We start from the raw sequence: 21,332 nt of genomic DNA, 5'->3' as shown, positions 1-21,332 counted from the left end.
TCATGGAAGCAACAGCGAACACTGGCAAAATAATTGATATAGAGATCCTTCGTCAAGACACGGAGAACGGTGGAACACGTTGGGAGAAATTCCGAGTTCCTTACCGTCCAGGTATGAACGTAATTTCAGCATTAATGCATATTCAAAAATACCCAGTAACAGCAGATGGTAAAGCTACTACGCCTGTAACGTGGGATATGAACTGTTTAGAAGAAGTTTGTGGCGCATGTTCAATGGTTATCAACGGACGTCCGCAACAATCTTGTTCAGCACTTGTTGATAAGTTAACAACACCAATTCGCCTAGAGCCAATGAAAACTTTCCCAGTTGTACGTGACTTACAGGTAGACCGTAGCCGTATGTTCAATGCACTGAAAAAAGTAAAAGCATGGGTTCCAATCGATGGTACTTATGATTTAGGTGAAGGTCCACGTATGCCTGAGCGCAAACGTCAATGGGCTTATGAATTATCTAAATGTATGACTTGTGGTGTATGTATGGAGGCATGTCCAAACGTGTCTGAAGGTGCTTCATTCATGGGGCCAGCTCCATTATCACAAGTACGTCTATTCAACACACACCCAACAGGTGCGATGAATAAAGACGAACGTTTAGCTGCTATCATGGGCGACGGTGGTCTTGCAAACTGTGGTAACTCTCAAAACTGTGTAGCTGCTTGTCCAAAAGGTATTCCTTTAACAACTTCTATTGCTTCACTTAACCGTGCAACAACAGTTCAAATGTTCAAGAACTTCTTCGGTTCTGACCACATGGTTGACTAATTATAAATGTAAGGCTAGCTCTCTCTTGACGGAGGGAGCTAGCTTTTTTAGTGGATAAGAAAGTATAATTATCTCATCCGCATAAGCAAGGACATCAGCTCGGCTTATTTTGGGCGAGCTGTGTCTTTCCAACATCTATGAATTCCAAATGTATGTGTTTTTTTGGAATAGTAATACGTTATTATGATATAATGAATGAGTATTCATTTTACAAAGGGGAATACACAAATTAAAATTAGGGGGACGTATGAATGCGAGCAGCATATATTGTTGATGCACAACAATGGATGAATGGATTTACATTTTCGGTGGATGTTCAAGTTCGTTTTTCAGAAACAGATTTGAACGGTCATGTTAATAATACAGTGATTTTTACATATTTTGAATACGCACGTATTGAATACTTAAAGGCACTTAATTTAATGAAAGACTTAGCTGATCCAACTACCGAAAATATGACAGTTGTCGCAGATATTCAATGTGATTACATAAAGCAAGTGTTTTTTGACGAAGTACTGACGATTTATGTAAAGACAGCAAGTGTGGGTAAATCTTCTCTAGATCTTCATTATATGGTGAAGAACGCTAACGATGAAATTTGCTTTACTGGGCGCGGAACATTAGTTCAAATGAACTACAAAACAGGTAAGGGTGCACCGCTTAGCGAAAAAGAAAAAAAATTATTGCTTGGGAAATAGTGAAAACGCCCTCACCGCCTAACTTCTTTTAACATACTGTACATAGAAGAGGATAGGAGGGTGTTGCAAGATGAGTAGCCCGCAGCATCGTTCGCTGTTAACGAAAAGAGAACGCGAAATCTTTCAGTTATTAATTGAAGATTATTCAACGAAAGAGATTTCGGGAAAACTAGGGATAAGCGAAAAAACGGTGCGAAATCACATTTCCAATACGATTCAAAAACTGGGTGTATCAAGTCGAACGCAGGCACTAATTGAATTACTACGTTTACAAGAATTATCATTAAACTGATTGGGAACTTGCTATTTCAGAAAAAACACTTCACAATAGAACTACGATATGTATTTGGGGAGTGAATGGATTAGATGAATGATAATGACAAACACAGCTTTGAATCCGTAGCTATTTTAGAAAAAGAATTACGTTATATTTCACACTTAATTAAACAAAAAGGTCGCGAAATTTTAAGTAATTATACAATCACACCTCCGCAGTTTATTGCGCTTCAGTGGTTACATGAATCAGGTGATATGACAATTGGGGATTTATCCACAAAAATGTATTTAGCATTTAGTACAACAACTGATTTAGTAGATCGTATGGAGAAAAATGAATTAGTACAGCGTGTGCGTGATGAACATGATCGCCGCGTTGTACGTATTCATTTACTTGCTGAAGGCGAGCGTATAATTGAAGAAGTAATTGAAAAACGTCAAAATTACTTGCGTGATATTATGGGTGAGTTTGACAAAAATGAAGCAGAAGAATTATTAAGAAACTTACAAAAACTACATTTATTAATGAAATAGGATTGAGGCGGTACAAATGAATGCCCCGATTGGTGTAATTGACTCCGGAGTAGGCGGATTAACTGTTGCAAAAGCGATTATGGAACTTTTGCCAAATGAAACAATTTATTATATAGGTGATACAGCAAGATGTCCGTACGGGCCTCGTTCAAAGCAGGAAGTGCGTACATATACTTGGCAAATGGCAAAGGCACTTGAAAAAATGAATGTCAAAATGCTTGTCATAGCCTGTAATACAGCAACAGCTGTTGCATTAGAAAGTTTGCAAAAACATATGCCTTTCCCTGTATTAGGTGTTATTAATGCAGGTGCTCGAGCTGCAGTGAAAAAAACAAAGCGTAATGAAGTCGTAGTACTCGCTACGGAAGGCACAATTAAAAGCGGTGCCTACGAGCAAGCATTACTATCGCTAAATACGAAAGCGAAAATTATTCCACTTGCTTGTCCAACGTTTGTACCACTTGTTGAAAGTGGTGAATACGAAGGGAAGTTTTCGTACGATCTTGTAGAAACAGGATTAATGCCGCTTCAGGAAGAACGCTTTGATACAGTAATTTTAGGTTGCACGCATTACCCGATATTGCAAAAGCAAATTGAAGCAGCGGTCGGACCTAATGTGCATGTATTATCTTCAGCCGAAGAAACAGCAAAAGATGTAGAAGCGATTTTACAATACAATGGCCAGCTTCGAACTGATGAAGAAAAGCCAAAGCATGTGTTTCATGCATCCGGTTCTGTCCCTATTTTTCGTTCAATATGCGAGCGATGGCTAAATCAGGAAGAGTTAGACATTCGCCGAATTACATTTTAATGATGGCTCAAATAGATTGTATATCTATTTGAGTCTTTTCTTTTAGTAGGTAAGAAAGTATAACTTTCGTATCTACATAAGGAAGGAGATCATCTCGCACTATATTGGGCAAGATGTGTCTTTCTAATATAATCTGGCGCAACTACTTTTGTGCTATCCGAAATTATGTTAAGATGATTGCGCGAATATAGAGGAGGTCAACAATGACTAGACATGATAACCGAGCTGTGAATGAATTACGTCCAGTTCAAATTGAAAATAATTATTTAATGCACCCAGAAGGTTCAGTATTAATTACAGTAGGGAATACGAAAGTGATTTGTACAGCAACGATTGAAGAGAAGGTGCCTGGGTTCCTACGAGGTCAAGGAAAGGGCTGGATTACAGCAGAATATTCAATGCTTCCGAGAGCCACAGAGCAGCGTACGCAACGTGAATCATCTCGTGGTAAAGTAAACGGCCGTACAATGGAAATCCAACGCTTAATCGGACGTGCATTACGTGCGGTTGTTGATTTAGAAGCACTCGGCGAAAAAACAGTGTGGATTGACTGCGACGTGATCCAGGCGGACGGTGGTACTCGAACAGCATCCATTACAGGTGCATTCGTTGCGATGACACAAGCCCTTGCGAAAATGGGCGAAGTAAAGCCATTTGCTAAATTCCCAATTGTGGACTATTTAGCTGCAACAAGTGTTGGGATGATTGAAGAAATTGGTGCAGTTCTTGACTTAAACTATATTGAAGACTCAGCTGCTGAAGTGGATATGAACATCGTGATGACCGGAGATGGACGCTTCGTTGAATTACAAGGTACAGGGGAAGAGTCAACTTTCTCACGTGTAGAGCTAAATGCGCTACTTGATCTTGGGGAAACAGGAATTGCTCAATTAATCCAAATTCAAAGAGAAGCACTTGGTGAATTAGCGAGCTTAATTGGGAAGGGCGAAGCCTAATGAAGCAAGTAGTCATTGCAACGAAAAATAAAGGTAAAGCTAAAGATTTTGAAGCACTGTTCAATCCATTTGGTTACGAAGTAGTTACAATGTTTGACGTTGCACCGGATATGGAAATTGAAGAAACAGGTACAACATTTGAAGAAAATGCAGTGCTAAAGGCAGAAACATTAGCTGCTGCACTAAACACAATTGTTATCGCGGACGACAGTGGTTTACAAGTAGACGCGTTAGGCGGCGAGCCGGGCGTTTATTCTGCTCGCTATGCTGGCGACCATGACGATGAAGCCAATATGATAAAAGTGCTTGAAAACATGAAGGATGTGCCTGAAGAACAACGTACGGCTCGTTTTTGCTGTGCACTTGCGATTGCAGGTCCGACTATGGAAACCTCTACAGTATTTGGTACGTGTGAAGGTGTCATAGCACATGAAAAACGCGGCGCAAATGGTTTTGGTTATGATCCAATCTTTTTCGTACCTGCTTTAGACCGCCATATGGCAGAATTATCAGCTGACGAAAAGGGTGCGATTTCTCATCGTGGGAACGCAATTCGTAAATTAGCATTAGAGCTAGCTACTCTTTTAAAATAATTTGAGGTGACGGTATGAAACTATTGGTAATGAGTGATACACATGGCGATGCAGCAGTTATTGAACGCGTCAAAAACTACCATCTAGATGTACAAACTGTAATTCATTGCGGCGATAGTGAATTACCGTACAACCATCCTTATTTACAGGGCGTTGAGCGTGTCGCAGGCAATTGTGACCATGACCCGGGCTATGTAAATGAAATTCAATTTACGGCAGGCGAACTACGCGTATTCGTTACACACGGCCATCTATATGGTGTGAAGTCGTCCCCAATGAACTTGGTGTACCGTTCAAAGGAAATCCAGGCGGATATCGTCTGCTTTGGGCATTCGCACGTATTAGGCGCGGAACTAATTGACGGTACATTATTCGTCAATCCAGGTAGCCTGTTAAAGCCACGTGGTGTTGCAGAAAAGAGTTTTGTCGTAATTGATATTTCAACTCAGCAATTTACGGTAAATTGTTATAATGCTAATAACGAATTATTTGATAAGATCGTACTAGGACGCTAATAAGAAGCCGCTTAACCGCATAATATAAGTTATCATCTCGCTCTATTTTGTAGGAGGGTATTGAAAAACTAATGAAATTCGGATTTATTTAGTATAAATCTTTCTTTCAATAAGATTTTTCCATGCAATATTTAAATTTATATCACGTTTTTCGTGAAGAATCGATTTTTTCAGTGGCCGCATCTTGGAGCGGGGTGTTTCTTTTTTAAATAATTGCCTGCTGTTCATAACAAATTAACGGTTAGTAAAATATTTTATTATAATAATGATTTAGTATTAAAATGGTGTTGACTTTATTGTATATAGGGCATATAATAAATATTGTCTTTCATGTCAGAAATGTCATGTTAATACATTGTCTCAGTAGCTCAGCTGGATAGAGCAACGCCCTTCTAAGGCGTCGGTCGGGGGTTCGAATCCCTCCTGGGACGTATCAAGGTTCAGTTAGAACAAGTTTGAACCAACTGAAAAGCGCTTCAAATCCTTTAGTATCAAGGGTTTGAGGCGCTTTTCCTTTTTTGGGAATACGTTAGAAAAGGATAGAAAATGAAAAGTTTCTACACATTTTCTACACAAGAAAAAGTATCACGAAGACGCTTCTTGTGTAGTTTTATAAAAAGATTGATCATTTATAACAAAGTTCGATTATTTGTTTATCTTAGAGGTGAGATAATTTTCTTTTGGATATTTATGTTAAACGGAGTGCTTTAGTGCAACATACATTTCAAAAACTTTCCTAAACGACGCTTTGGGAACGATTTGTACTTGGTGGTTGCCTTTGGCTTTTGTACAAAGTGTCTTGATTGGACAATCTGAACTGTCTTTGCATTTATATATTTTTGTATGTCTTCTTGAATCAGGGGAGGTTATCGAAAACATTAGTTAAAGGTTGAGACTTGCTAAATAACTCAATTGAAAAAAATGTTAATTTTGTATACAATATAACTATCAAAAGTAAAGGGAGATGAACTCATGATGGCATGTATTGGATTAGACGTTTTCACAGGAACAAGATCAAAAATTCCGCAAGGGTTCAGTAGAATAACCTTTACTGCTGTTCCCTGCTAATTAATTGGAGGGAAAAATGATGAAGCATTATATTGAAAATTTTCTAACAGGTTATAGAATCGCTTTACGTAAAATTACAAAAGATGATTATGAAAATTTCTATGCAATTGAAGATGTTGTGGAAAGTCGATTATTAATGAATGATGAGATTCCATTTCCGCCAACTAAAAGTGACCATGAAAAGTTTCTAAGTGAAGTAAATCCTAAAAACGATGAATATATATTCGGAATTGAGCTGAAAGATGAAAAAATCTTTATTGGGACAATATCTATTTACTCAGTAAATTGGAAAAACAGTACTTGTCATGTTGGAGTTTCTATTGGAGCCGAATACCAAGGAAAAGGTTTTGGAACAGATTCTATGAAAATATTGATTGATTTTATATTTAATTACATGAATTTAAATAAAGTAAAGCTTCAGGTATTTAGCTTCAATAAAAGAGCAGTTGCCTCTTATGAAAAATGTGGGTTTTCTTTGGAAGGGACTTTAAAAGAGGAACTATTTAGGTTTGGAAAATTCCACGATATTTATTACATGGGGTTACTAAGAAAAGATTGGGTGAATTTACAGGGTTAAATATTGTTTGTATAGGCAGACTGAATTAAGTTTGCTCTTGTTTTTTTGTATACCCCCAAAATTTGTAAACCCAATTAATTATGACGGAACCCCATTCTGGTGGGACATTTTTTACTCCGAGTATACATTCAAATTCACAATAACATTCCCAAATAAAAGTTTTGGGACGAAATAAAACACTTAAAACGTTGCCATATCAATGTATTAAGTGTTTTTCTGTATTTAATTCATATACACCTTTTTATGCACTATCGTTTGAACTTAGATACAACAAAGCTTTCAATGCTGTTCAAAAGAAATTGCACTGAATCCTATTTTGAATAAAATCTTGCATATACAGCGGATTCCTTAACGTAATAAATCAACCTTTTCCCATAACATAGCCTTTTTCTTTATTGAACTAGCGGGGGTTTTAATTGAAGATTCGTATCCCGAAATAATCAATCTTTATTATAAAAACCAAACTAGATAAATAACCAACTGTTTTGATCAAACTTTGTTTCAAAACAGTTGTTTTCATTCTGTATAAAATCGGCGTTTGCAACTTACTTTTTATCGGACTTTATTCAAAAGCTACAGTAGATTATTTAGGTCAGTTGTTGAAGGATAAGATTAATCTCAGTTGGAGAAAATATATGTGAACTGAAAAACATGTTCAAATTTAAATGATTGGGAGGACAAAATATGTCATTTGAAATGGGAGATATACATCGTACTGGTCAAGACATTAACGACGTAATAGTACATTTTGGTGGGCAAGCTGAGAGTGTTTTTAGTTCATTGGCTGAACAAGGTCGGGTTTCAATACAAAAGAAAGCAGACGAATTAGCTGCACAGTATCTTGAAAGTAATCCTAATCCAGACTATTATGATTGTGTTGAAATTGTAGCAGAGGGAGTTTTTACAGCTGGGAACGAAATAAAGGCTAGCAGTGGTTCTTGGGGGGAATCAGTAGATACAGCACTGGGTGCTGGTGTTGGAATTCCAGCAGCAAAAATAGCTTGTAAAAGAATAACGATGTCTTAACATCAATTTTTTGATAAAGCGTAGGCGTAAAAAGCTTATGCTTTTTGATATTTATTGATTTCTTTTATCCTCTCCTCAAACAAATGTAGTCATATCAATGTGACGTAAAGCATAAATTTTCTGTTTTTAATATTTATGCTTTATTTTATTTTTTTGGGAATTTTATGGTTGAATAATGAAGATAGATTAAGTATCTGAACTGAACCCCGAATAGTAGACACTTTAAAAAAGTGGACCTATACGGGGTTTTTGTGTTTTTTAAAAGGCAAAATCCCGTTATACTATCATTTAAGATTTAGTAACGGGGAATCGTCATTAGTAAAATTATTTTTAACGAACAACAGAATCGACAACTAGAATTAAATTCAAACGTGGCATCAGTATCTGATCGTTCCTTTCAATATACAGCAGATTTTAAAATCAAAGCAGTCGAAGAAAATATAGCTGGGAAAGGCCCTGCACAAATCTTTCGTGAAAACGGATTTGATTTAGATTTCATTGGGTTAACGAAAGCGCAATCTTCATTATCGCGCTGGCGTAAAACGTATAAAATTTATGGTTAACAAGGATTTTTGGAGGAACGTCGAGGAAAAGGTAGTACAGGACGTCCCTCTTCTAAACAGCCTTCAGCTGATAAAAAGCTCGAAAAAGCAGAAGCCCGTATTAAATATTTAGAGGCCGAATTAGAGCTGTTAAAAAAGTTGGAGGAACTCAAAAGGCAGGCGAAGAAACGGTTCTAGCACCGTATGAAAAGTACCAAGTAATTAATGAGGTCATTCGAAAATACTAGTTAAAAAATATGACGCGTTACCTTTGTGAATTAACGGGCGTAAGCCGAAGTGGCTATTATTCGTGGGTTAAAAATACAGAAAAGCACGCGATTCGTGATGAACGTGATTACGAGGATTATTTATTTGTACGTTGTGTTTATGATTCGTTTAAAGGGAAACTAGGTTACCGTCAGCTCTATATGAAGTTGGCAGAATTAATGGTGGTCCCAATGAATCATAAGAAAATTCTTAGTTTAATGCATAAGTACAATTTCTTTGCGAAAATCCGAAGTGCCAATCCGTATAAGAAAATAGCGAAAGCAACGCAAGAACATCTCACAGTCCCGAACTATTTATCATGTATTAAAGATGTGGCAACACACGAAATCGTTGCGTATGAACTCCCAACAAGTTTAAAAATGCGTATCGTTTACCGTACATTAGAAAAGCTCGAAGAAGCATTAGATGGCAATATCCATCCAGAAGCAATGATTAATTCAGATCAAAGAGTGCATTACACACACCCTGAATTTCAACAACGCGTAAAGAAAATCGGCATACTACAGTCGATGTCACGCTGAGGCAATTGTATTGATAACGCCCCAAAGGAATCATTCTTTGGGTATTTTTAAGATGAACTCGATTTGAAGTCGGTGAATAACTTATTCGAATTAATCAAATGGTGGATCATTAATGGAGTATTACAATACTTCACGCAAGCAATGGAATCTAAAAAAGATGGCTCCAGCAGAATACCGGAACCACCTCATTGCAGCTTAGACTGCCAAATCGCTTTTTATTAAACTGTCCGTTGAATGGGGCGCAGTTCAAAAAATTCATTTCAAGACGTCGTATCAGTCGCATGATGAAACAACTAAGTATTTCATCTAATTACACAGTGGCCTATTACAAACCTCAGAAAAAAAGTAGTAATGAAGCCATTGTCGCCAATGTTTTAAACCGTGAATTTCACCAAGAAAAAGAATTATCTGTTTTAGTTAGTGATTTAACATACGTCCGTGTCGGAAAAAAATGGCACTATGTATGCTTATTTACGGATCTTTTCAACCGAGAACTAGTTGGAGCAAGTTCGGGGCCAAACAAAGACGCAGCGCTTGTTTATAGAGCATTGAGCAGTATTAAAGGCAACTTAACCAACGTACAATTATTTCACACAGACCGTGGTTCCGAATTTGATAATCAATTAATGGCAGAAGTAACCGAGACATTCGGCATTCAACGTTCACTAAGTGCAAAAGGATGTCCCAATGATAGACATGAGCAGAAGCCACATTTAAGAGTTTTAAAATCCAATTTGTGTACCAACGCACTTTCCTTTCCCTTGAACAGCTGGATCTTGAACTTTGGGATTATGTGAACTGGTTCAATAACATTCGAATTCATCAAACACTGGGCTATCTAACGCCAGTTGAGTTTAAGCAGCAGTCCTTATAAAAGTTGTCCAGTTTAGTGTTGACATTCCAGTTAAGAACTAAATCAATGATAAACGTACAACTATTTATATTTCAAAAATTAAACTCTCTTTTAGTTATTTATAACAAATAACTGGAAGATGTTTTTTGTTTTCGTTAAAATTAGCGACTTGATTGATGACTTTAAAATGAATCAGCAAATTTAAGGTCGTAAAGATAAGTATAATGAATACCATTTGGCTATGAATTATTTTACTAAGTTTTTACTGATATATGCAAGGTTATACAGTACACTAATAAAGTAAAAAGGTTTACTTTAGTAAAATAAGGTATATTATATTTGTTGAATAGATTCTCTTTAAAGACAAGAAAAGTAGGTGAACAAAGTGGGGAAATATCAATTGGATACCAAAGGTCAGGTGGCTGTGGCAAAGTATCATGAAAAACACAAGCCTGCCAAATTTGATAAAAAGCAGCAACTTGAGAAAATACGTGCGGAGTATTTAAAAAAAAAAGCAAAAACAAACAGATAAATAATATGAATGAAAACATAGGAAGACAAAAATCTCCCTATGTTTTTCTTATTCGAAGTTCTTTTTTTCAATTGATGATAGAGTTTATTATTCTCCTAAATTTCAGATTCGGTGACAAAAAACTCGTCATCAGATATCCATTCCTCACAAATTGATTTTGACATTGAAACCACATAGCCATTATTCAAAATAATATCGTTGTTAAATAGGGGTTCACCAGCTACAATTGAGGACAAGAATTACATGAATTGAACGAAATATCCTGTTTTGATAAATAGCGTAAAACCCTTGTGAATCAATAGCTCGTGGGCGTACTGTATGATATTACTTCTAAGCCACCAGCAACGATTGAGTGGGAATGACCTTGTGAAATATAAGGTTATTTATACGCTGTAAATATTGATATACCAACGTTTAGCGTGTGTCCTTAATTAGTGAAATCATTGCTAACGTGCAACTATTTATATGTTAATTTAAACTCTCTTTTATTTAGTTTCAACAAGCTAAGTAGAAGGGGTTTTTTTTTTATTGGTTAAAATCACTGAACTGATAGATGATTTCGAATTAAATCAACAAGTTCAAGAACGGAAGAAGGAATATATTGCACTTTGTAAGTACCGTTTAAACCGTTGGAAAGACTACATGGATGAACAGTTTAACATTCCCCCTCTGTTAGGATAGAAGTCGTACCGAGCAAACGTTATATGATTAAGTAAAATACACGGAGGTCGAGACGAATGAATATGAAAAGAGAACGCGTACGCTACACCGCTGAACAAAAGCAAGCGATTGTCGTACGTATGATGCCACCACAAAATGAACCGGTAGCGAAATTAAGTGAAGAAACGGGCGTTACAGATGTGACCCAGTATAAATGGCGCAAAGAAGCACGTGCAGCCGGTAGTGCGACACCAGGCAATGGGCAAACGAGCGACAAATGGAGCAGCCAGGATAAGTTTTTAGTTGTAATGGAAACATTTGCGATGAACGAAGCAGAGCTAGCGGAATATTGTCGCCGTAAAGGGTTATATCGGGAACAGATTGAAACATGGAAGGAAGTTTGTCTTCAGGCGAATGGTCAAGTGTTCGATCAATCGAATCAGTTGAACAGCCAATTAAAAGAAGAACAACAACGCACAAAATCACTGGAAAAGGATTTACAGAAGAAAGAAAAGGCTTTAGCAGAAGCAGCTGCCTTATTATTACTGCGAAAAAAGGCCCAAGCGATTTTGGAGGACGAAGAGGAAGAATGATTGACCCGTCAAATCGCAAACTAGCTGTCGAATTGATTCAAGAAGCGATTCGAAATGGGGCGCGATTGGCGAAAGCGTGTGAGGAATTGCATATTAGTGTACGAACGTATGAGCGCTGGGTAAAAGGTGGAGAAATCCAGTCAGATCAACGCCCGACAGCCAAGCGTCCAGTGCCCAAAAACAAATTATCTGAAGAAGAACGCACTGAAATTTTAACTGTTGTCAAACAAGATGAATACGCTGATTTACCGCCAACACAAATTGTCCCAAAGCTAGCAGATCAAGGAACATATATCGCTTCAGAATCAACATTTTATCGTGTGTTACGTGAAGAAAAGATGCAAAATCACCGAGGCTTCAGTCAAAAACCGACGAAAAGAATTCCAGAAAGCCATCTCGCTGTGTCACCGAATCAAGTATGGACATGGGATATTACGTGGTTAGCCGGACCAGTTAAAGGCATGTTTTACCGCCTATATTTGATTATCGATCTATTCTGTCGCAAGGTTGTCGGCTGGGAAGTATGGGAAACGGAAGAAGCAAAATACGCCGAGCAAGTGGTACAAAAAGCTGTGCTGAATGAAAAGATTCAAGGGGCGCCATTAGTACTCCACTCTGAAATGGGAGTCCAATGAAAGCAGCGATAATTCAAGGTTTTCTGGAGAAAATGGGCATTCAAAGCTATTATTCAAGGCCACGTGTCAGTCTTGATTTTCCGAATAAAGGCTTTGAGACAATAGAAGCAGTTCGGATTTGAGCAGCAAAGGTTATCCACTGGTACAATGAGATTCATTTACATAGTGCCTTAAGATTTGTGACGCCGGTGCAGTGTCATACAGGCGAACATATCGGAATTTTAGCGAAGCGAAAAGATGTGCATGAGGAGGCAAAACAGAAGCATCCAGAGCGCTGGAAACGTGGAATCCGTAATTGGTCAGCACAGGAGCAAGTGGCGCTGAATCCGATGAAAGAAATCGTTCAGGAATAAAAAAAACCATTTCCCTGTTGATCGACAATGGAAGAAGCTGTTTCTTCCATTGTCGATCAACAGGCCATCAAGCGCAGCGCGATAGCTTCGATTGAATTGGGGATGTAGTTGAATTGAATTTAAATTGAGTAACGAAGTAAAGTAGCTTGATGCGACAACTATATTGACAAACACCGATAGTGAAAGAGAGAATTAATGTAACTGAACAGGAGACACTAAACCTAAATATAATTTAGGGTGATGAAATTGGATAAAAGGCTTCTTCTATTGGTTTTATTTAGTATATTAATTTGTGGGTTATATTATGGAACAGTAAATGCAAATCCGAACGACACTCCACCTTCTTTTGAGGAAGGGGTTAAAGAAGTTGGATATAAATCTGTAAAAGCAGCAGTAAAGGAATTTGAAAATCATTTTAAATGTGATGTAAAGCTGCCCGAAATGCTGCCTCCTATTTCTTTCACACATCAATTTGGAAGGTTTTTTGAAGATAAGAACTATAATGTGAATGATTCCTTAGAAATTAGGTTTGTTAATAAAGATATAAGAGAAAATATCTTTAAAATTGACATTCGTCCTTTAAAAAATAAATTGAACTTCAATGATAAACTGAACTTAAATGGTAAGGAGTATACACTTCAAGATGGTAGCAAAGCCATTTATTTTGAAGGTCAGCTATTTAACTTTTTTGTCTTCGAAAAAAATAATTTGCAATATCTACTCGGAATTAATAAAAAAGTATCCAATACAGAAACACCTGATATATTAATCCGAATAGCTAATTCAATTGACTAACTTCTTCAGTAAAAGACCATTAGCTGCCTTCTTCTTCAATTAACGGGGTGCTTTAGTTCAACAAGATTCAATAAGAAAAGTCGATTCCGTAACATACAGGAATTCGACTTTGTTGTTATTAGCTACTACTTTCAACTTCAGGAAAAGGAAAAGTTGACTCTTCGCCCTCAAGCAGCACTTGAGGAAATGTTTGAAAACCTGAAATCGAAGTAAGGACATCCAAATCCAACCTTCGAACAAGTTCAATTGAATACAATAGTGACGATCCACTTGAAAAGGTTGAAAAGTCATTTACACAAAAATATTGACAGTCCCACCTTTCTAAAGCTGGAATTATTGCTTTTGTTTTAGTTAGTATTATTGTAGCATTCCTTATTATTCTTGATATGAGGATTTTCCCAAAGATTGACAAAAACACGCCATCAATGCTGCAAGCAAAACAGCAAGATGGCGTATTTGTTTTGTGTGTACTAAAAATTTTCTTTAAAGTACGGTGTTTTTTTCAGCACGATACATACTGGAATCGCGATTAGTAAACCGATAACGTTTTGGATTATGTCCCCTGGAATTGATGCCATAGGTGCAATCCAACTTTTGAACATGATTGCCTGCCCGGTGTAGTATACGGCAATCATCACAGGCATTGAAACGACTACTCCTAAAATGTTTAATCCAATGCTGTCGCCTCTATGTCCCTTAGACCAAGCGATTTTCCCAACGATGACACCTTGTAATGCGCGCGCGATTATTGTTGTTGGTGCCCAAATTAACCAACCGCCCACGATATCAAATAAGCCCATCCCGATTGCTCCTACAAGACCACCTTTTTTAGGGCCAAATAAAATTGCTGCGATGAAAAGCATTGACGTGCCTAAATGGATGAGGCCTCCTTGACCGAATGGGAGTTTGATATTGATGAACATTGTTGCCACGAATACAAGTGCTGCTAAAATTGAAGTAATCACTAAATCAAATGTTTTCGTGCGTGGTTTTGTATAGGTTTGAACTTGTATATTTTGCATTTGCATCTTCCTCACTACGTTGATTTTTTTTGATAATTTCAACTTTAGCAAAGAACTGACTATTGTAAAAGTGTCAATTTTATAAAAATATTAAAGGTCAGATTGTTTATCTATGTAAAATTATTTTTAACCTTTAGAATATAAGTTGTGAGTATTTTCGCATCTTTCTAATTATGGTACGATGAAGAGAGTATAAGTGGGATTAGTTAGGTGGAGAGTATGATGAAAAAAGTTGCTGTAATTCAGGATATTTCATCCTTTGGGAAGTGCTCGTTAACGGCAGCGATACCTGTGCTGTCAGTGATGGGTGTTCAGGCCGTGCCGTTGCCAACTGCGATTTTAACAGCACAAACAGGATATCCGAGCTTTTATTGTAACGATTTAACGTCAAAGATGGATATCTTTGTGGATGAGTGGAGCAAGCTTGGTGCAACCTTTGATGGCATTCACACAGGCTTTGTGACCGGAAAAGAGCAAATCGATAACATCTTTCAGTTTTTAAGTGTGTTTCACTCGAGTGAAACAACGCTGCTTGTCGATCCAGTGATGGGCGATTTGGGAGAGGTGTATAAAATGTTTTCAGGCGAGTTGCTTGATCGTATGAAGGAGCTAGTGAAGCGTGCAGACATAATTACACCAAATATTACAGAGTGCTGCATGCTTACAGGTTTGTCGTATGAGAAGCTACAGAGCTATCAAGACGATTCGGATTATTTTCAGGCGCTAGATGAAGCGGGCCATCAGTTACAGCAGGCAACTGGGGCGAACGTCATTATTACCGGTTTGAATCCGCCGCCAGCAGATGCGAACACGCGTTATGTAGGCAATATGTATATCGATGCAGATCGTTCATTTTATAGTATCCGTGACTATAACGGCGAGAGCTATTCAGGCACAGGTGATTTGTTTGCATCGGTCATTATGGGAGGCATGATGCGCGGACAGGATTTAGTAGAGTCGATGAAGCTTGCAGAGGCGTTTTTAGCCGCTGCGATTGAAGCTACGTCGAAAGAGCAACTTCCGCGTGAGGCAGGCGTGAATTTTGAACAATTTTTGCGTATGCTGCTTTAGTAATCTCAGATTCTTTATAACAAGAGTATGCTGTCGGCGATTTCGAAGGGGAAATTCGCCCAAAAGTGGAAACATTCCGCCATTTACAGCGTGGATTCGAGAAAACAAGGATACACAAGAAGGTGAACTGAACCCTGAATAGTGGCCACTTTAAAAAAAGTGGGCCTACACGGGGTTTTTGTGTTTTTTTAAAAGGCAAAATCCCGTTATGCTTTCATTTAAGAATTTGGAACGGGGAATACTCATGAGTAAAATTATCTTTAACGAACAACAGATTCAACAACTAGAGTTAAATCCAAACATGGCATCAGTATTTGATCGTGCCATTCAATATACAGCAGAATTTAAAATCAAAGCAGTCGAAGAAAATATAGTCGGGAAAGGCCCTGCACAAATCTTTCGTGAAAAGGGATTTGATTTAGATTTCATTGGGTTAACGAAAGCACAATCTTCATTATCGCGCTGGCGTAAAAAGATGGCTCCAGCAGAATACCGGAACCATCTTAAAGCAGCTTAGACTGCACAATTGCTTTTTATTAAACTGTCCGTAAAATGGGGCGCAGTTCAGTCGTCTGCGCAACGTTCTTTTATGTCACCCTTCACATGAAATGCTTCGTATGAAAGATTGTAAGTTAATCTTTTTTATGCTGTTGTTCTAACCATCCAATTGCTATGTTAGCATGTAAAGCAGCACCATACTTAAAGATGTCCTCATTTTGATGCATACGAGGGTTATGCACCGGTGCTTCTCCTTCTTTTCCAGTACCTAAAACAACAAAGGCAGAAGGGACTTCTTGAGAAATGTAAGAAAAATCTTCTGAACCACCCAATAAGCCGTTATCCACAACATTTTCCGCGCCCATTACTTCTTCTAGGAAAGGTGTAATCTCATCGATGAATTCAGGATTATTAAATGTTGTTGGTGTATGGAATTCGATTGTTTTATATTCTCCGCGCCATGCTTTTACGGTATGGTCAATCATCTCTGGGATGCGTTTACATAAATGGTCCCGCGTTTGTTGGTGGTAGCTTCGCATGTTTCCTTGTAAAACCGCTTTGTCTGGAATAACATTTGTCACAATACCGCCACTCATGGCACCTACAGAAAATGTGACACTCTGACCTGGATCTGCTTCACGTGTCATTAATAGATTTAGACTTGTATAAAGTTGAGTCATGATCATGTTGGCGTCAATTGTTTTATGTGGTTGCGAGCTATGGCCGCCGCTTCCTTGAATGTTGACAATATACGTATCCATGGCTTGTGATACGGTACCTTTATGGACAGATAATGTTCCAACTTCTTGGTCTGGCATAATATGAATCCCAAAAGCAGCATCTACTTTAGGGTTTTGAAGTAAACCATCATCGATCATTAGCTTTGAGCCGTATCCCCATTCTTCTCCAGGTTGGAACAGTAACTTAACCGTTCCTTTTAAATCGGCCTCACGATCCTTCAAAAGTTGCGCAGCGCCTAAAAGCATCGCAACATGTGAGTCATGGCCACAAGCATGCATCAAACCAGGTTTTTGGGATTTAAATTCTGATTCCACTTCTTCTTGAATTGGTAGTGCATCCATATCTGCACGAAGAAGAATACAAGGTGCACCCTGACCGATTGTAGCAACAACGCCTGTACAATGTTCCTGTTTACCGAATCCCGCGATTGCGTATTTTTCGGTAACCTCAGGTGGTACTACGCCACATTGTTTATGTTCAATGCCCATTTCATCAAGGCGTAGTTGAATGTATTTTTGTGTGTTGGGAAGGTCAAACCCGATTTCCGGATTTTGATGTAAATAGCGACGGTCTTTAATAATTTGTTCTTCGTATTTTTTAGAGTCTTCAAAAACATTAATCATATAGATATCCCCTTTGTTATCATAATTAGATAAACCTACTAGATGATTAATTGAAACCTAGTTGGCTCTCTATTGAAAAGAGTGTCAATTACTAGACCGTTAGAATGGTCCTAATCTCATATAATGAGCGACTAATATTAAGATAAATGCCGCGAAATGTAGTAAAATGAATAACTTCGCTGAAAATTTTACCCAAGCGGCATAACTCACATTTGACATGCCCAGAGCAGCCATTAGCCCTCCAGAAGTTGGCCATAAATAGTTCGTGAATCCATCACCAAATTGATACACTAAAACCATTACTTGTTGATTAATGCCTAATATTTTCGCTAATGGTCCCATAATTGGCATTAAAATCATCGCTTTACCACTTCCCGAAACAACAAAGAAGTTGAAGAAGATAACAACAATGAATAGTACTAGTAAAGTAATAATGGATCCAGTATTGTTTAATAGGTTAGATAATGAGTGAACAGCAGTATCAATAATTTGAGCTTGCGTCATTAAAATCATAACTGAACGAGCAAAACCGATCGCTAGTCCTGTTGGCAGAAGTCTTGCGGCACCAATACCAAATGTCTCAGCAGCTTCACTAGGGTTAAGTCTTAAAATGATAACTAAAAATACTGCATAAATAGCATAGATACCAGATAATTGAGGCATACCCCAACCAAGTTTAATGGCCCCAAATGCACTTCCAACTAAAACAACAACTAAGCCTAATAAGGCAAGCTTTCTTGTCATTGTAAATTCTTCTACTTCATACTCTGCTGTTTTTGTATTTTCTAGTTCTTCCAAATAATCTTCAGCAACAATACTTTTGCTTGGATCGGCTTTTGTTATATTCGCATATCGAAGAATATAGAGAATAGAGATAATAATAAAGACAACTAAAGCAACAATACGGAAAACTAGTCCCGAATAAATTGGTAACCCAACAATTGTTTGACTAACACCGGTCGTATAAAAGTTGACAACACCTGCTGAGAAACCAATCGCTAAACCAACAGTAGGGACCGCGAAAGCTGTAATTCGGTCATACCCCAATCCCATAATGACAGCCATTGCAAGTGGAATAAATGGGATTCCGCCTTCTCCGAAACCAATTGTTCCTAATACGGAAAATAATGTGAGTAAAGAGATGATAATCAGTTTTTCTTTCCCTGCAGCAATGCTAAGTAACTTATGAATCCCTGCAGCAATCGCGCCAGACTTTTCAAGAATAAACAGCGCGCCACTAGCAAATAGCAACATGACAATGATATCAGCTGATTGTACAACACCGTTGTGCAATGCTGTGAAGAAATCCATGAATCCAATAGGCTCTGCTTGATCCACATACGCAAATTTTTCTGTATTTAGTTCTGTAATGCCTGTTTCTGGATTAACTACTCGTTCATACTCCCCACTTGGTACGATCCATGATAGTACCACTACTAGTAACATTACGAGCATGAACATGATATAAACATGTGGGAAGTTAATACCTTTTTGTTTTTTCTTTGATGTCATGTGAACTCCTCCAAATCCCTCTTGCTTTTTGTAAAATTATAATTCAACTAATGCTTTAAATAGTTCCACTCCGGATTCAATCATTTCATCACGGAAGTCATACTCATACGTATGAAGAGGTGGGTAATCTTCACCATTTCCAATGAAGCAATAAGCACCCTTCGTTAACTTTGTAAAGTGTCCAAAGTCTTCAGAACCACGAAATGCTTCTTTTAGTTCAACTAGTTGCATTCCCCTTGATTTTGCAACTGTTCGAATTTTATCTGCACTTTCTTTATGATTTACCGTTTCCGGGAATTCATCGTTATAAGAAAAACTTACTTCTAATCCAAATTCTTTTGCTTGTTCTTTCGCTAATTTTTCAAGGTTTTCTTGAAGTCGGTCCAACTCTGCTTCGTAAAGGGCGCGTATTGTCATACGAAGATCACCTATTGATGCAGCAATACCAAAAGCTTTTTCACCCACATCGATTTGTACGACCGTACACAGGACAAGACCTTTATTTTTTTCTGGAGATAGAAAGTCAGGGATCGCTTTAACGATATTAGCAATTGCTAAAGATGGGTTGATCCCAGTTTCTGGTTGACTGGCATGAGCCGGAGAACCTTCCATATGGATGGTCATTCCTTTTGATGCACATAATGCTGTCCCATCAATAATCCCTATAGCGTTGTAAGGAATACTACTCATGTTATGGTAGGCGAATATTTCATCAATATTGTGCTCCTTAATGAAATCAACACATTGAATAGCGCCATCGCCAGTTTCTTCAGCTGGTTGGAAGAGGAAAAAGATGTTATTGTCTGCCCCCAATTGATCGATTTCAAGCGCAAATCCTGCTAATGTTGCCGAATGACCATCATGGCCACATTTGTGTGCTTTTCCAGGGAATTGAGAAGCCCATGGAAGATCTATCACTTCATCCATTGGCAACGCATCGAAATCTGCACGGAAAGCAATATTTGGTTTATCTATGCCTGCACGATAAATTGCATAAAACCAATTCCCTTTATCAATAATTTCGAGATTTGTATGCGTTTTCAAGAAAATGATTAAATGTTGCTTTGTCCATACTTCTTCATTAGAAAGTTCAGGATGTTGATGCAGTTCATGACGTAATTTTTTTGCTAAGTCAAAATTTTCAAACTTCAATTTCTAACAGCTCCCTAAAATTCTTTTAGTATTTCAATTTTTTTTTAAAACAGAATTATCTGTTTTTTTGTATATTGTATATTATATATTGTATTTTTCTAATTACAATAAAAAAATTCTGTTTTTTTGCAAAACAGAATTTTTTCATAAAGGAGCATTTTTGAACTTATAGCGGTAAGAGACTAGCTTTTTCGGTGTTCCAATGAATGTCTTTCATATACCTTTCTAATTCAGCTGTCTCGCCATTTTTAAATAGTTCCACCATTTTTCTATGCTCATTATTTGTTTGTGTAAGCTTTGTTTTAGTAACTTCTGGGTCACCGAGGTGATCGAATGTTTTCATGAATTTTTTTTGCAGTTGTAAAAGCATGCTTACAAGACTTTTGTTAGGACAGAGGGATAAATAAACACCGTGAAATGCTTCTTGCATTTTATCATACATTTGAAAATTGCCTGTTTGAATGGCTAAATCGATACTTTGGATATAAAACTCCATTTCTTGCATATGCTTGTTCGTTAAATAGGGTGTGGCAAGTGAGGCAGCCAAACCATCTAATGCACCAATGATAAAATACGTTTCTTTCGCTTCGTCTGTTGTTAGCTTTTTAATAACAAATCCTTTTCTCGGTACATTTTCTAGTAACCCTTCCGATGAAAGCTGTATAAGTGCCTCTCTAACTGGTGTTCTGCTAACTTTCAAACCTTCACAGATGTCTCTTTCACTAATCTTCTTCCCAGCAATCAGAGTCCCGTTGTTGATTTGATCCACAATATAATTATATACATGGTCTTTTAACGATAAAAAATTGTTCATCTAATAACCCCATTCATTTTTTATATCATCTACAATATTTTTTTTATAAAACTTACCTTTCTGAGTTGTAGTTGACTATACAGGCAACAAAGCACGATATGTTGGTCCTAACAAAATTCCTTCTTAGTCGTAGAGGAGCTACCTGGATCTTCGGCAGGTTAACAGCTCTATTGAAGGATAAAGTTATTGTTCATAATCCATTTAAAAAAATCAAAGGACCACTATTCTACAAAATAAATTAATAAGTAGTGCATTTTATAAAATTTTAACCTTTCATTTAAAATGGTCTAT

Annotated in this window: 25 protein-coding genes, 1 tRNA gene and 2 pseudogenes; 23 read left to right on the top strand and 5 right to left on the bottom strand. The window is 37.5% G+C overall.

Going from position 1 to position 21,332, the window contains the following annotated elements; genetic code table 11:
- Window positions 1-2 precede the first annotated feature (2 nt).
- The 21 genes and pseudogenes from sdhB to MHH87_RS12300 all read left to right on the top strand — a co-directional run bounded on the left by sdhB (window position 3) and on the right by MHH87_RS12300 (window position 13,608).
- Window positions 3-782, top strand: coding sequence for a succinate dehydrogenase iron-sulfur subunit (sdhB, locus tag MHH87_RS12390; protein ID WP_340749613.1), 780 nt, complete (start codon window positions 3-5; stop codon window positions 780-782).
- Between the two features lie 251 nt (window positions 783-1,033).
- A complete protein-coding gene (locus tag MHH87_RS12385; RefSeq protein WP_340749612.1) occupies window positions 1,034-1,480 on the top strand; it encodes an acyl-CoA thioesterase in 447 nt (148 codons plus the stop codon).
- A 70-nt stretch (window positions 1,481-1,550) separates the two neighbouring features.
- A complete protein-coding gene (locus MHH87_RS12380; RefSeq protein ID WP_340749611.1) occupies window positions 1,551-1,772 on the top strand; it encodes a helix-turn-helix domain-containing protein in 222 nt (73 codons plus the stop codon).
- Between the two features lie 74 nt (window positions 1,773-1,846).
- Window positions 1,847-2,290, top strand: a complete 444-nt coding sequence (locus tag MHH87_RS12375; protein ID WP_340749610.1) for a MarR family winged helix-turn-helix transcriptional regulator — start codon at window positions 1,847-1,849, stop codon at window positions 2,288-2,290.
- Between the two features lie 16 nt (window positions 2,291-2,306).
- Window positions 2,307-3,101 (top strand): glutamate racemase, encoded by a 795-nt coding sequence (gene racE, locus MHH87_RS12370; protein ID WP_340749609.1) that lies wholly within the window; start codon window positions 2,307-2,309, stop codon window positions 3,099-3,101.
- Between the two features lie 203 nt (window positions 3,102-3,304).
- On the top strand, window positions 3,305-4,057 hold the full coding sequence (rph, locus tag MHH87_RS12365; protein ID WP_340749608.1) for a ribonuclease PH: 753 nt from the start codon (window positions 3,305-3,307) through the stop codon (window positions 4,055-4,057).
- Window positions 4,057-4,650, top strand: coding sequence for an XTP/dITP diphosphatase (locus tag MHH87_RS12360; protein WP_340749607.1), 594 nt, complete (start codon window positions 4,057-4,059; stop codon window positions 4,648-4,650). The genes rph and MHH87_RS12360 overlap by 1 nt, the downstream gene beginning before the upstream one ends.
- A 14-nt stretch (window positions 4,651-4,664) precedes the next feature.
- Window positions 4,665-5,165 (top strand): metallophosphoesterase, encoded by a 501-nt coding sequence (locus MHH87_RS12355; protein WP_340749606.1) that lies wholly within the window; start codon window positions 4,665-4,667, stop codon window positions 5,163-5,165.
- A 357-nt stretch (window positions 5,166-5,522) separates the two neighbouring features.
- A tRNA-Arg gene (locus MHH87_RS12350) sits at window positions 5,523-5,596 on the top strand.
- 653 nt (window positions 5,597-6,249) lie between these two features.
- Window positions 6,250-6,810, top strand: coding sequence for a GNAT family N-acetyltransferase (locus MHH87_RS12345; protein ID WP_340749605.1), 561 nt, complete (start codon window positions 6,250-6,252; stop codon window positions 6,808-6,810).
- Between the two features lie 684 nt (window positions 6,811-7,494).
- The gene (locus MHH87_RS12340) at window positions 7,495-7,836 is read left to right on the top strand and encodes a hypothetical protein (protein ID WP_340749604.1); all 342 of its coding nucleotides are present in this window, start codon (window positions 7,495-7,497) and stop codon (window positions 7,834-7,836) included.
- Window positions 7,837-8,150: 314 nt separating this feature from the next.
- Window positions 8,151-9,386, top strand: a pseudogene (locus MHH87_RS12335) (DDE-type integrase/transposase/recombinase).
- Window positions 9,376-9,984 carry a DDE-type integrase/transposase/recombinase gene (locus tag MHH87_RS12330; protein ID WP_340749603.1) on the top strand — a complete coding sequence of 203 codons (609 nt, stop codon included), beginning with the start codon at window positions 9,376-9,378 and terminating at the stop codon, window positions 9,982-9,984. The pseudogene MHH87_RS12335 and the gene MHH87_RS12330 overlap by 11 nt, the downstream one beginning before the upstream one ends.
- Window positions 9,924-10,061: an IS3 family transposase gene (locus tag MHH87_RS18925; RefSeq protein ID WP_445683092.1), complete on the top strand. Its 138-nt coding sequence runs from the start codon at window positions 9,924-9,926 to the stop codon at window positions 10,059-10,061. Before MHH87_RS12330 ends, MHH87_RS18925 begins: the two co-directional genes overlap by 61 nt.
- Window positions 10,062-10,425: 364 nt before the next feature.
- Window positions 10,426-10,572, top strand: coding sequence for a hypothetical protein (locus MHH87_RS12325; protein WP_340749602.1), 147 nt, complete (start codon window positions 10,426-10,428; stop codon window positions 10,570-10,572).
- Between the two features lie 305 nt (window positions 10,573-10,877).
- A complete protein-coding gene (locus tag MHH87_RS18920; protein WP_445683126.1) occupies window positions 10,878-10,934 on the top strand; it encodes a GMP synthase (glutamine-hydrolyzing) in 57 nt (18 codons plus the stop codon).
- A gap of 375 nt (window positions 10,935-11,309) precedes the next feature.
- Window positions 11,310-11,825 carry a transposase gene (locus MHH87_RS12320; RefSeq protein WP_340749601.1) on the top strand — a complete coding sequence of 172 codons (516 nt, stop codon included), beginning with the start codon at window positions 11,310-11,312 and terminating at the stop codon, window positions 11,823-11,825.
- The gene (locus MHH87_RS12315) at window positions 11,822-12,460 is read left to right on the top strand and encodes a DDE-type integrase/transposase/recombinase (protein ID WP_340749600.1); all 639 of its coding nucleotides are present in this window, start codon (window positions 11,822-11,824) and stop codon (window positions 12,458-12,460) included. Before MHH87_RS12320 ends, MHH87_RS12315 begins: the two co-directional genes overlap by 4 nt.
- Window positions 12,457-12,582, top strand: a complete 126-nt coding sequence (locus MHH87_RS12310; RefSeq protein ID WP_340749599.1) for a hypothetical protein — start codon at window positions 12,457-12,459, stop codon at window positions 12,580-12,582. Before MHH87_RS12315 ends, MHH87_RS12310 begins: the two co-directional genes overlap by 4 nt.
- A gap of 66 nt (window positions 12,583-12,648) precedes the next feature.
- Window positions 12,649-12,813, top strand: coding sequence for a hypothetical protein (locus MHH87_RS12305; protein ID WP_340749598.1), 165 nt, complete (start codon window positions 12,649-12,651; stop codon window positions 12,811-12,813).
- Between the two features lie 240 nt (window positions 12,814-13,053).
- A complete protein-coding gene (locus MHH87_RS12300; protein ID WP_340749597.1) occupies window positions 13,054-13,608 on the top strand; it encodes a carbon monoxide dehydrogenase in 555 nt (184 codons plus the stop codon).
- Between the two features lie 470 nt (window positions 13,609-14,078).
- Here the strand turns inward: MHH87_RS12300 and MHH87_RS12295 are convergent, their stop codons facing one another.
- On the bottom strand, window positions 14,079-14,630 hold the full coding sequence (locus tag MHH87_RS12295; protein WP_340749596.1) for an ECF transporter S component: 552 nt from the start codon (window positions 14,628-14,630) through the stop codon (window positions 14,079-14,081).
- A gap of 222 nt (window positions 14,631-14,852) precedes the next feature.
- Here MHH87_RS12295 and MHH87_RS12290 point away from each other — a divergent pair, with 222 nt between their 5' ends.
- Both MHH87_RS12290 and MHH87_RS12285 read left to right on the top strand, forming a co-directional pair.
- The gene (locus MHH87_RS12290) at window positions 14,853-15,701 is read left to right on the top strand and encodes a pyridoxamine kinase (RefSeq protein WP_340749595.1); all 849 of its coding nucleotides are present in this window, start codon (window positions 14,853-14,855) and stop codon (window positions 15,699-15,701) included.
- 244 nt (window positions 15,702-15,945) lie between these two features.
- Window positions 15,946-16,203: pseudogene (locus MHH87_RS12285) on the top strand (IS3-like element ISBsp3 family transposase); the annotation flags it as partial.
- 130 nt (window positions 16,204-16,333) lie between these two features.
- Here the strand turns inward: MHH87_RS12285 and MHH87_RS12280 are convergent.
- From MHH87_RS12280 to MHH87_RS12265, 4 genes are all read right to left on the bottom strand, one after another.
- Entirely contained in the window at window positions 16,334-17,563 is a 1,230-nt protein-coding gene (locus MHH87_RS12280; RefSeq protein ID WP_340749594.1) for a M20 metallopeptidase family protein, read from the bottom strand.
- Between the two features lie 99 nt (window positions 17,564-17,662).
- Window positions 17,663-19,075 (bottom strand): YfcC family protein, encoded by a 1,413-nt coding sequence (locus tag MHH87_RS12275; RefSeq protein ID WP_340749593.1) that lies wholly within the window; start codon window positions 19,073-19,075, stop codon window positions 17,663-17,665.
- 36 nt (window positions 19,076-19,111) lie between these two features.
- The gene (locus MHH87_RS12270; RefSeq protein ID WP_340749592.1) at window positions 19,112-20,227 is read right to left on the bottom strand and encodes a M20 metallopeptidase family protein; all 1,116 of its coding nucleotides are present in this window, start codon (window positions 20,225-20,227) and stop codon (window positions 19,112-19,114) included.
- A 166-nt stretch (window positions 20,228-20,393) separates the two neighbouring features.
- Window positions 20,394-21,041: a GntR family transcriptional regulator gene (locus MHH87_RS12265; RefSeq protein WP_340749591.1), complete on the bottom strand. Its 648-nt coding sequence runs from the start codon at window positions 21,039-21,041 to the stop codon at window positions 20,394-20,396.
- Window positions 21,042-21,332: the final 291 nt, after the last annotated feature.

The organism is Solibacillus sp. FSL H8-0538 (assembly GCF_038003525.1).
Classification (GTDB): Bacteria; Bacillota; Bacilli; order Bacillales_A; family Planococcaceae; genus JBBOPI01.
The sequence above is the reverse complement of the archived record's forward strand: the minus strand, read 5'-3'. Positions and strand labels throughout refer to the sequence as shown.

Bases quoted from the DNA above. Each gene is read 5' to 3' on its own strand.
- MHH87_RS12360 (WP_340749607.1), top strand. From the start codon at position 4,057: ATGAAGCAAGTAGTCATTGCAACGAAAAATAAAGGTAAAGCTAAAGAT.
- MHH87_RS12340 (WP_340749604.1), top strand. From the start codon at position 7,495: ATGTCATTTGAAATGGGAGATATACATCGTACTGGTCAAGACATTAAC.
- racE (WP_340749609.1), top strand. From the start codon at position 2,307: ATGAATGCCCCGATTGGTGTAATTGACTCCGGAGTAGGCGGATTAACT.
- MHH87_RS12290 (WP_340749595.1), top strand. From the start codon at position 14,853: ATGAAAAAAGTTGCTGTAATTCAGGATATTTCATCCTTTGGGAAGTGC.
- sdhB (WP_340749613.1), top strand. From the start codon at position 3: ATGGAAGCAACAGCGAACACTGGCAAAATAATTGATATAGAGATCCTT.
- MHH87_RS12275 (WP_340749593.1), bottom strand. From the start codon at position 19,075: ATGACATCAAAGAAAAAACAAAAAGGTATTAACTTCCCACATGTTTAT.
- MHH87_RS12310 (WP_340749599.1), top strand. From the start codon at position 12,457: ATGAAAGCAGCGATAATTCAAGGTTTTCTGGAGAAAATGGGCATTCAA.
- MHH87_RS12265 (WP_340749591.1), bottom strand. From the start codon at position 21,041: ATGAACAATTTTTTATCGTTAAAAGACCATGTATATAATTATATTGTG.
- MHH87_RS12355 (WP_340749606.1), top strand. From the start codon at position 4,665: ATGAAACTATTGGTAATGAGTGATACACATGGCGATGCAGCAGTTATT.
- MHH87_RS12295 (WP_340749596.1), bottom strand. From the start codon at position 14,630: ATGCAAAATATACAAGTTCAAACCTATACAAAACCACGCACGAAAACA.
- MHH87_RS12385 (WP_340749612.1), top strand. From the start codon at position 1,034: ATGCGAGCAGCATATATTGTTGATGCACAACAATGGATGAATGGATTT.
- MHH87_RS12375 (WP_340749610.1), top strand. From the start codon at position 1,847: ATGAATGATAATGACAAACACAGCTTTGAATCCGTAGCTATTTTAGAA.
- rph (WP_340749608.1), top strand. From the start codon at position 3,305: ATGACTAGACATGATAACCGAGCTGTGAATGAATTACGTCCAGTTCAA.
- MHH87_RS12315 (WP_340749600.1), top strand. From the start codon at position 11,822: ATGATTGACCCGTCAAATCGCAAACTAGCTGTCGAATTGATTCAAGAA.
- MHH87_RS12300 (WP_340749597.1), top strand. From the start codon at position 13,054: ATGAAATTGGATAAAAGGCTTCTTCTATTGGTTTTATTTAGTATATTA.
- MHH87_RS12380 (WP_340749611.1), top strand. From the start codon at position 1,551: ATGAGTAGCCCGCAGCATCGTTCGCTGTTAACGAAAAGAGAACGCGAA.
- MHH87_RS12280 (WP_340749594.1), bottom strand. From the start codon at position 17,563: ATGATTAATGTTTTTGAAGACTCTAAAAAATACGAAGAACAAATTATT.
- MHH87_RS12320 (WP_340749601.1), top strand. From the start codon at position 11,310: ATGAATATGAAAAGAGAACGCGTACGCTACACCGCTGAACAAAAGCAA.
- MHH87_RS12345 (WP_340749605.1), top strand. From the start codon at position 6,250: ATGATGAAGCATTATATTGAAAATTTTCTAACAGGTTATAGAATCGCT.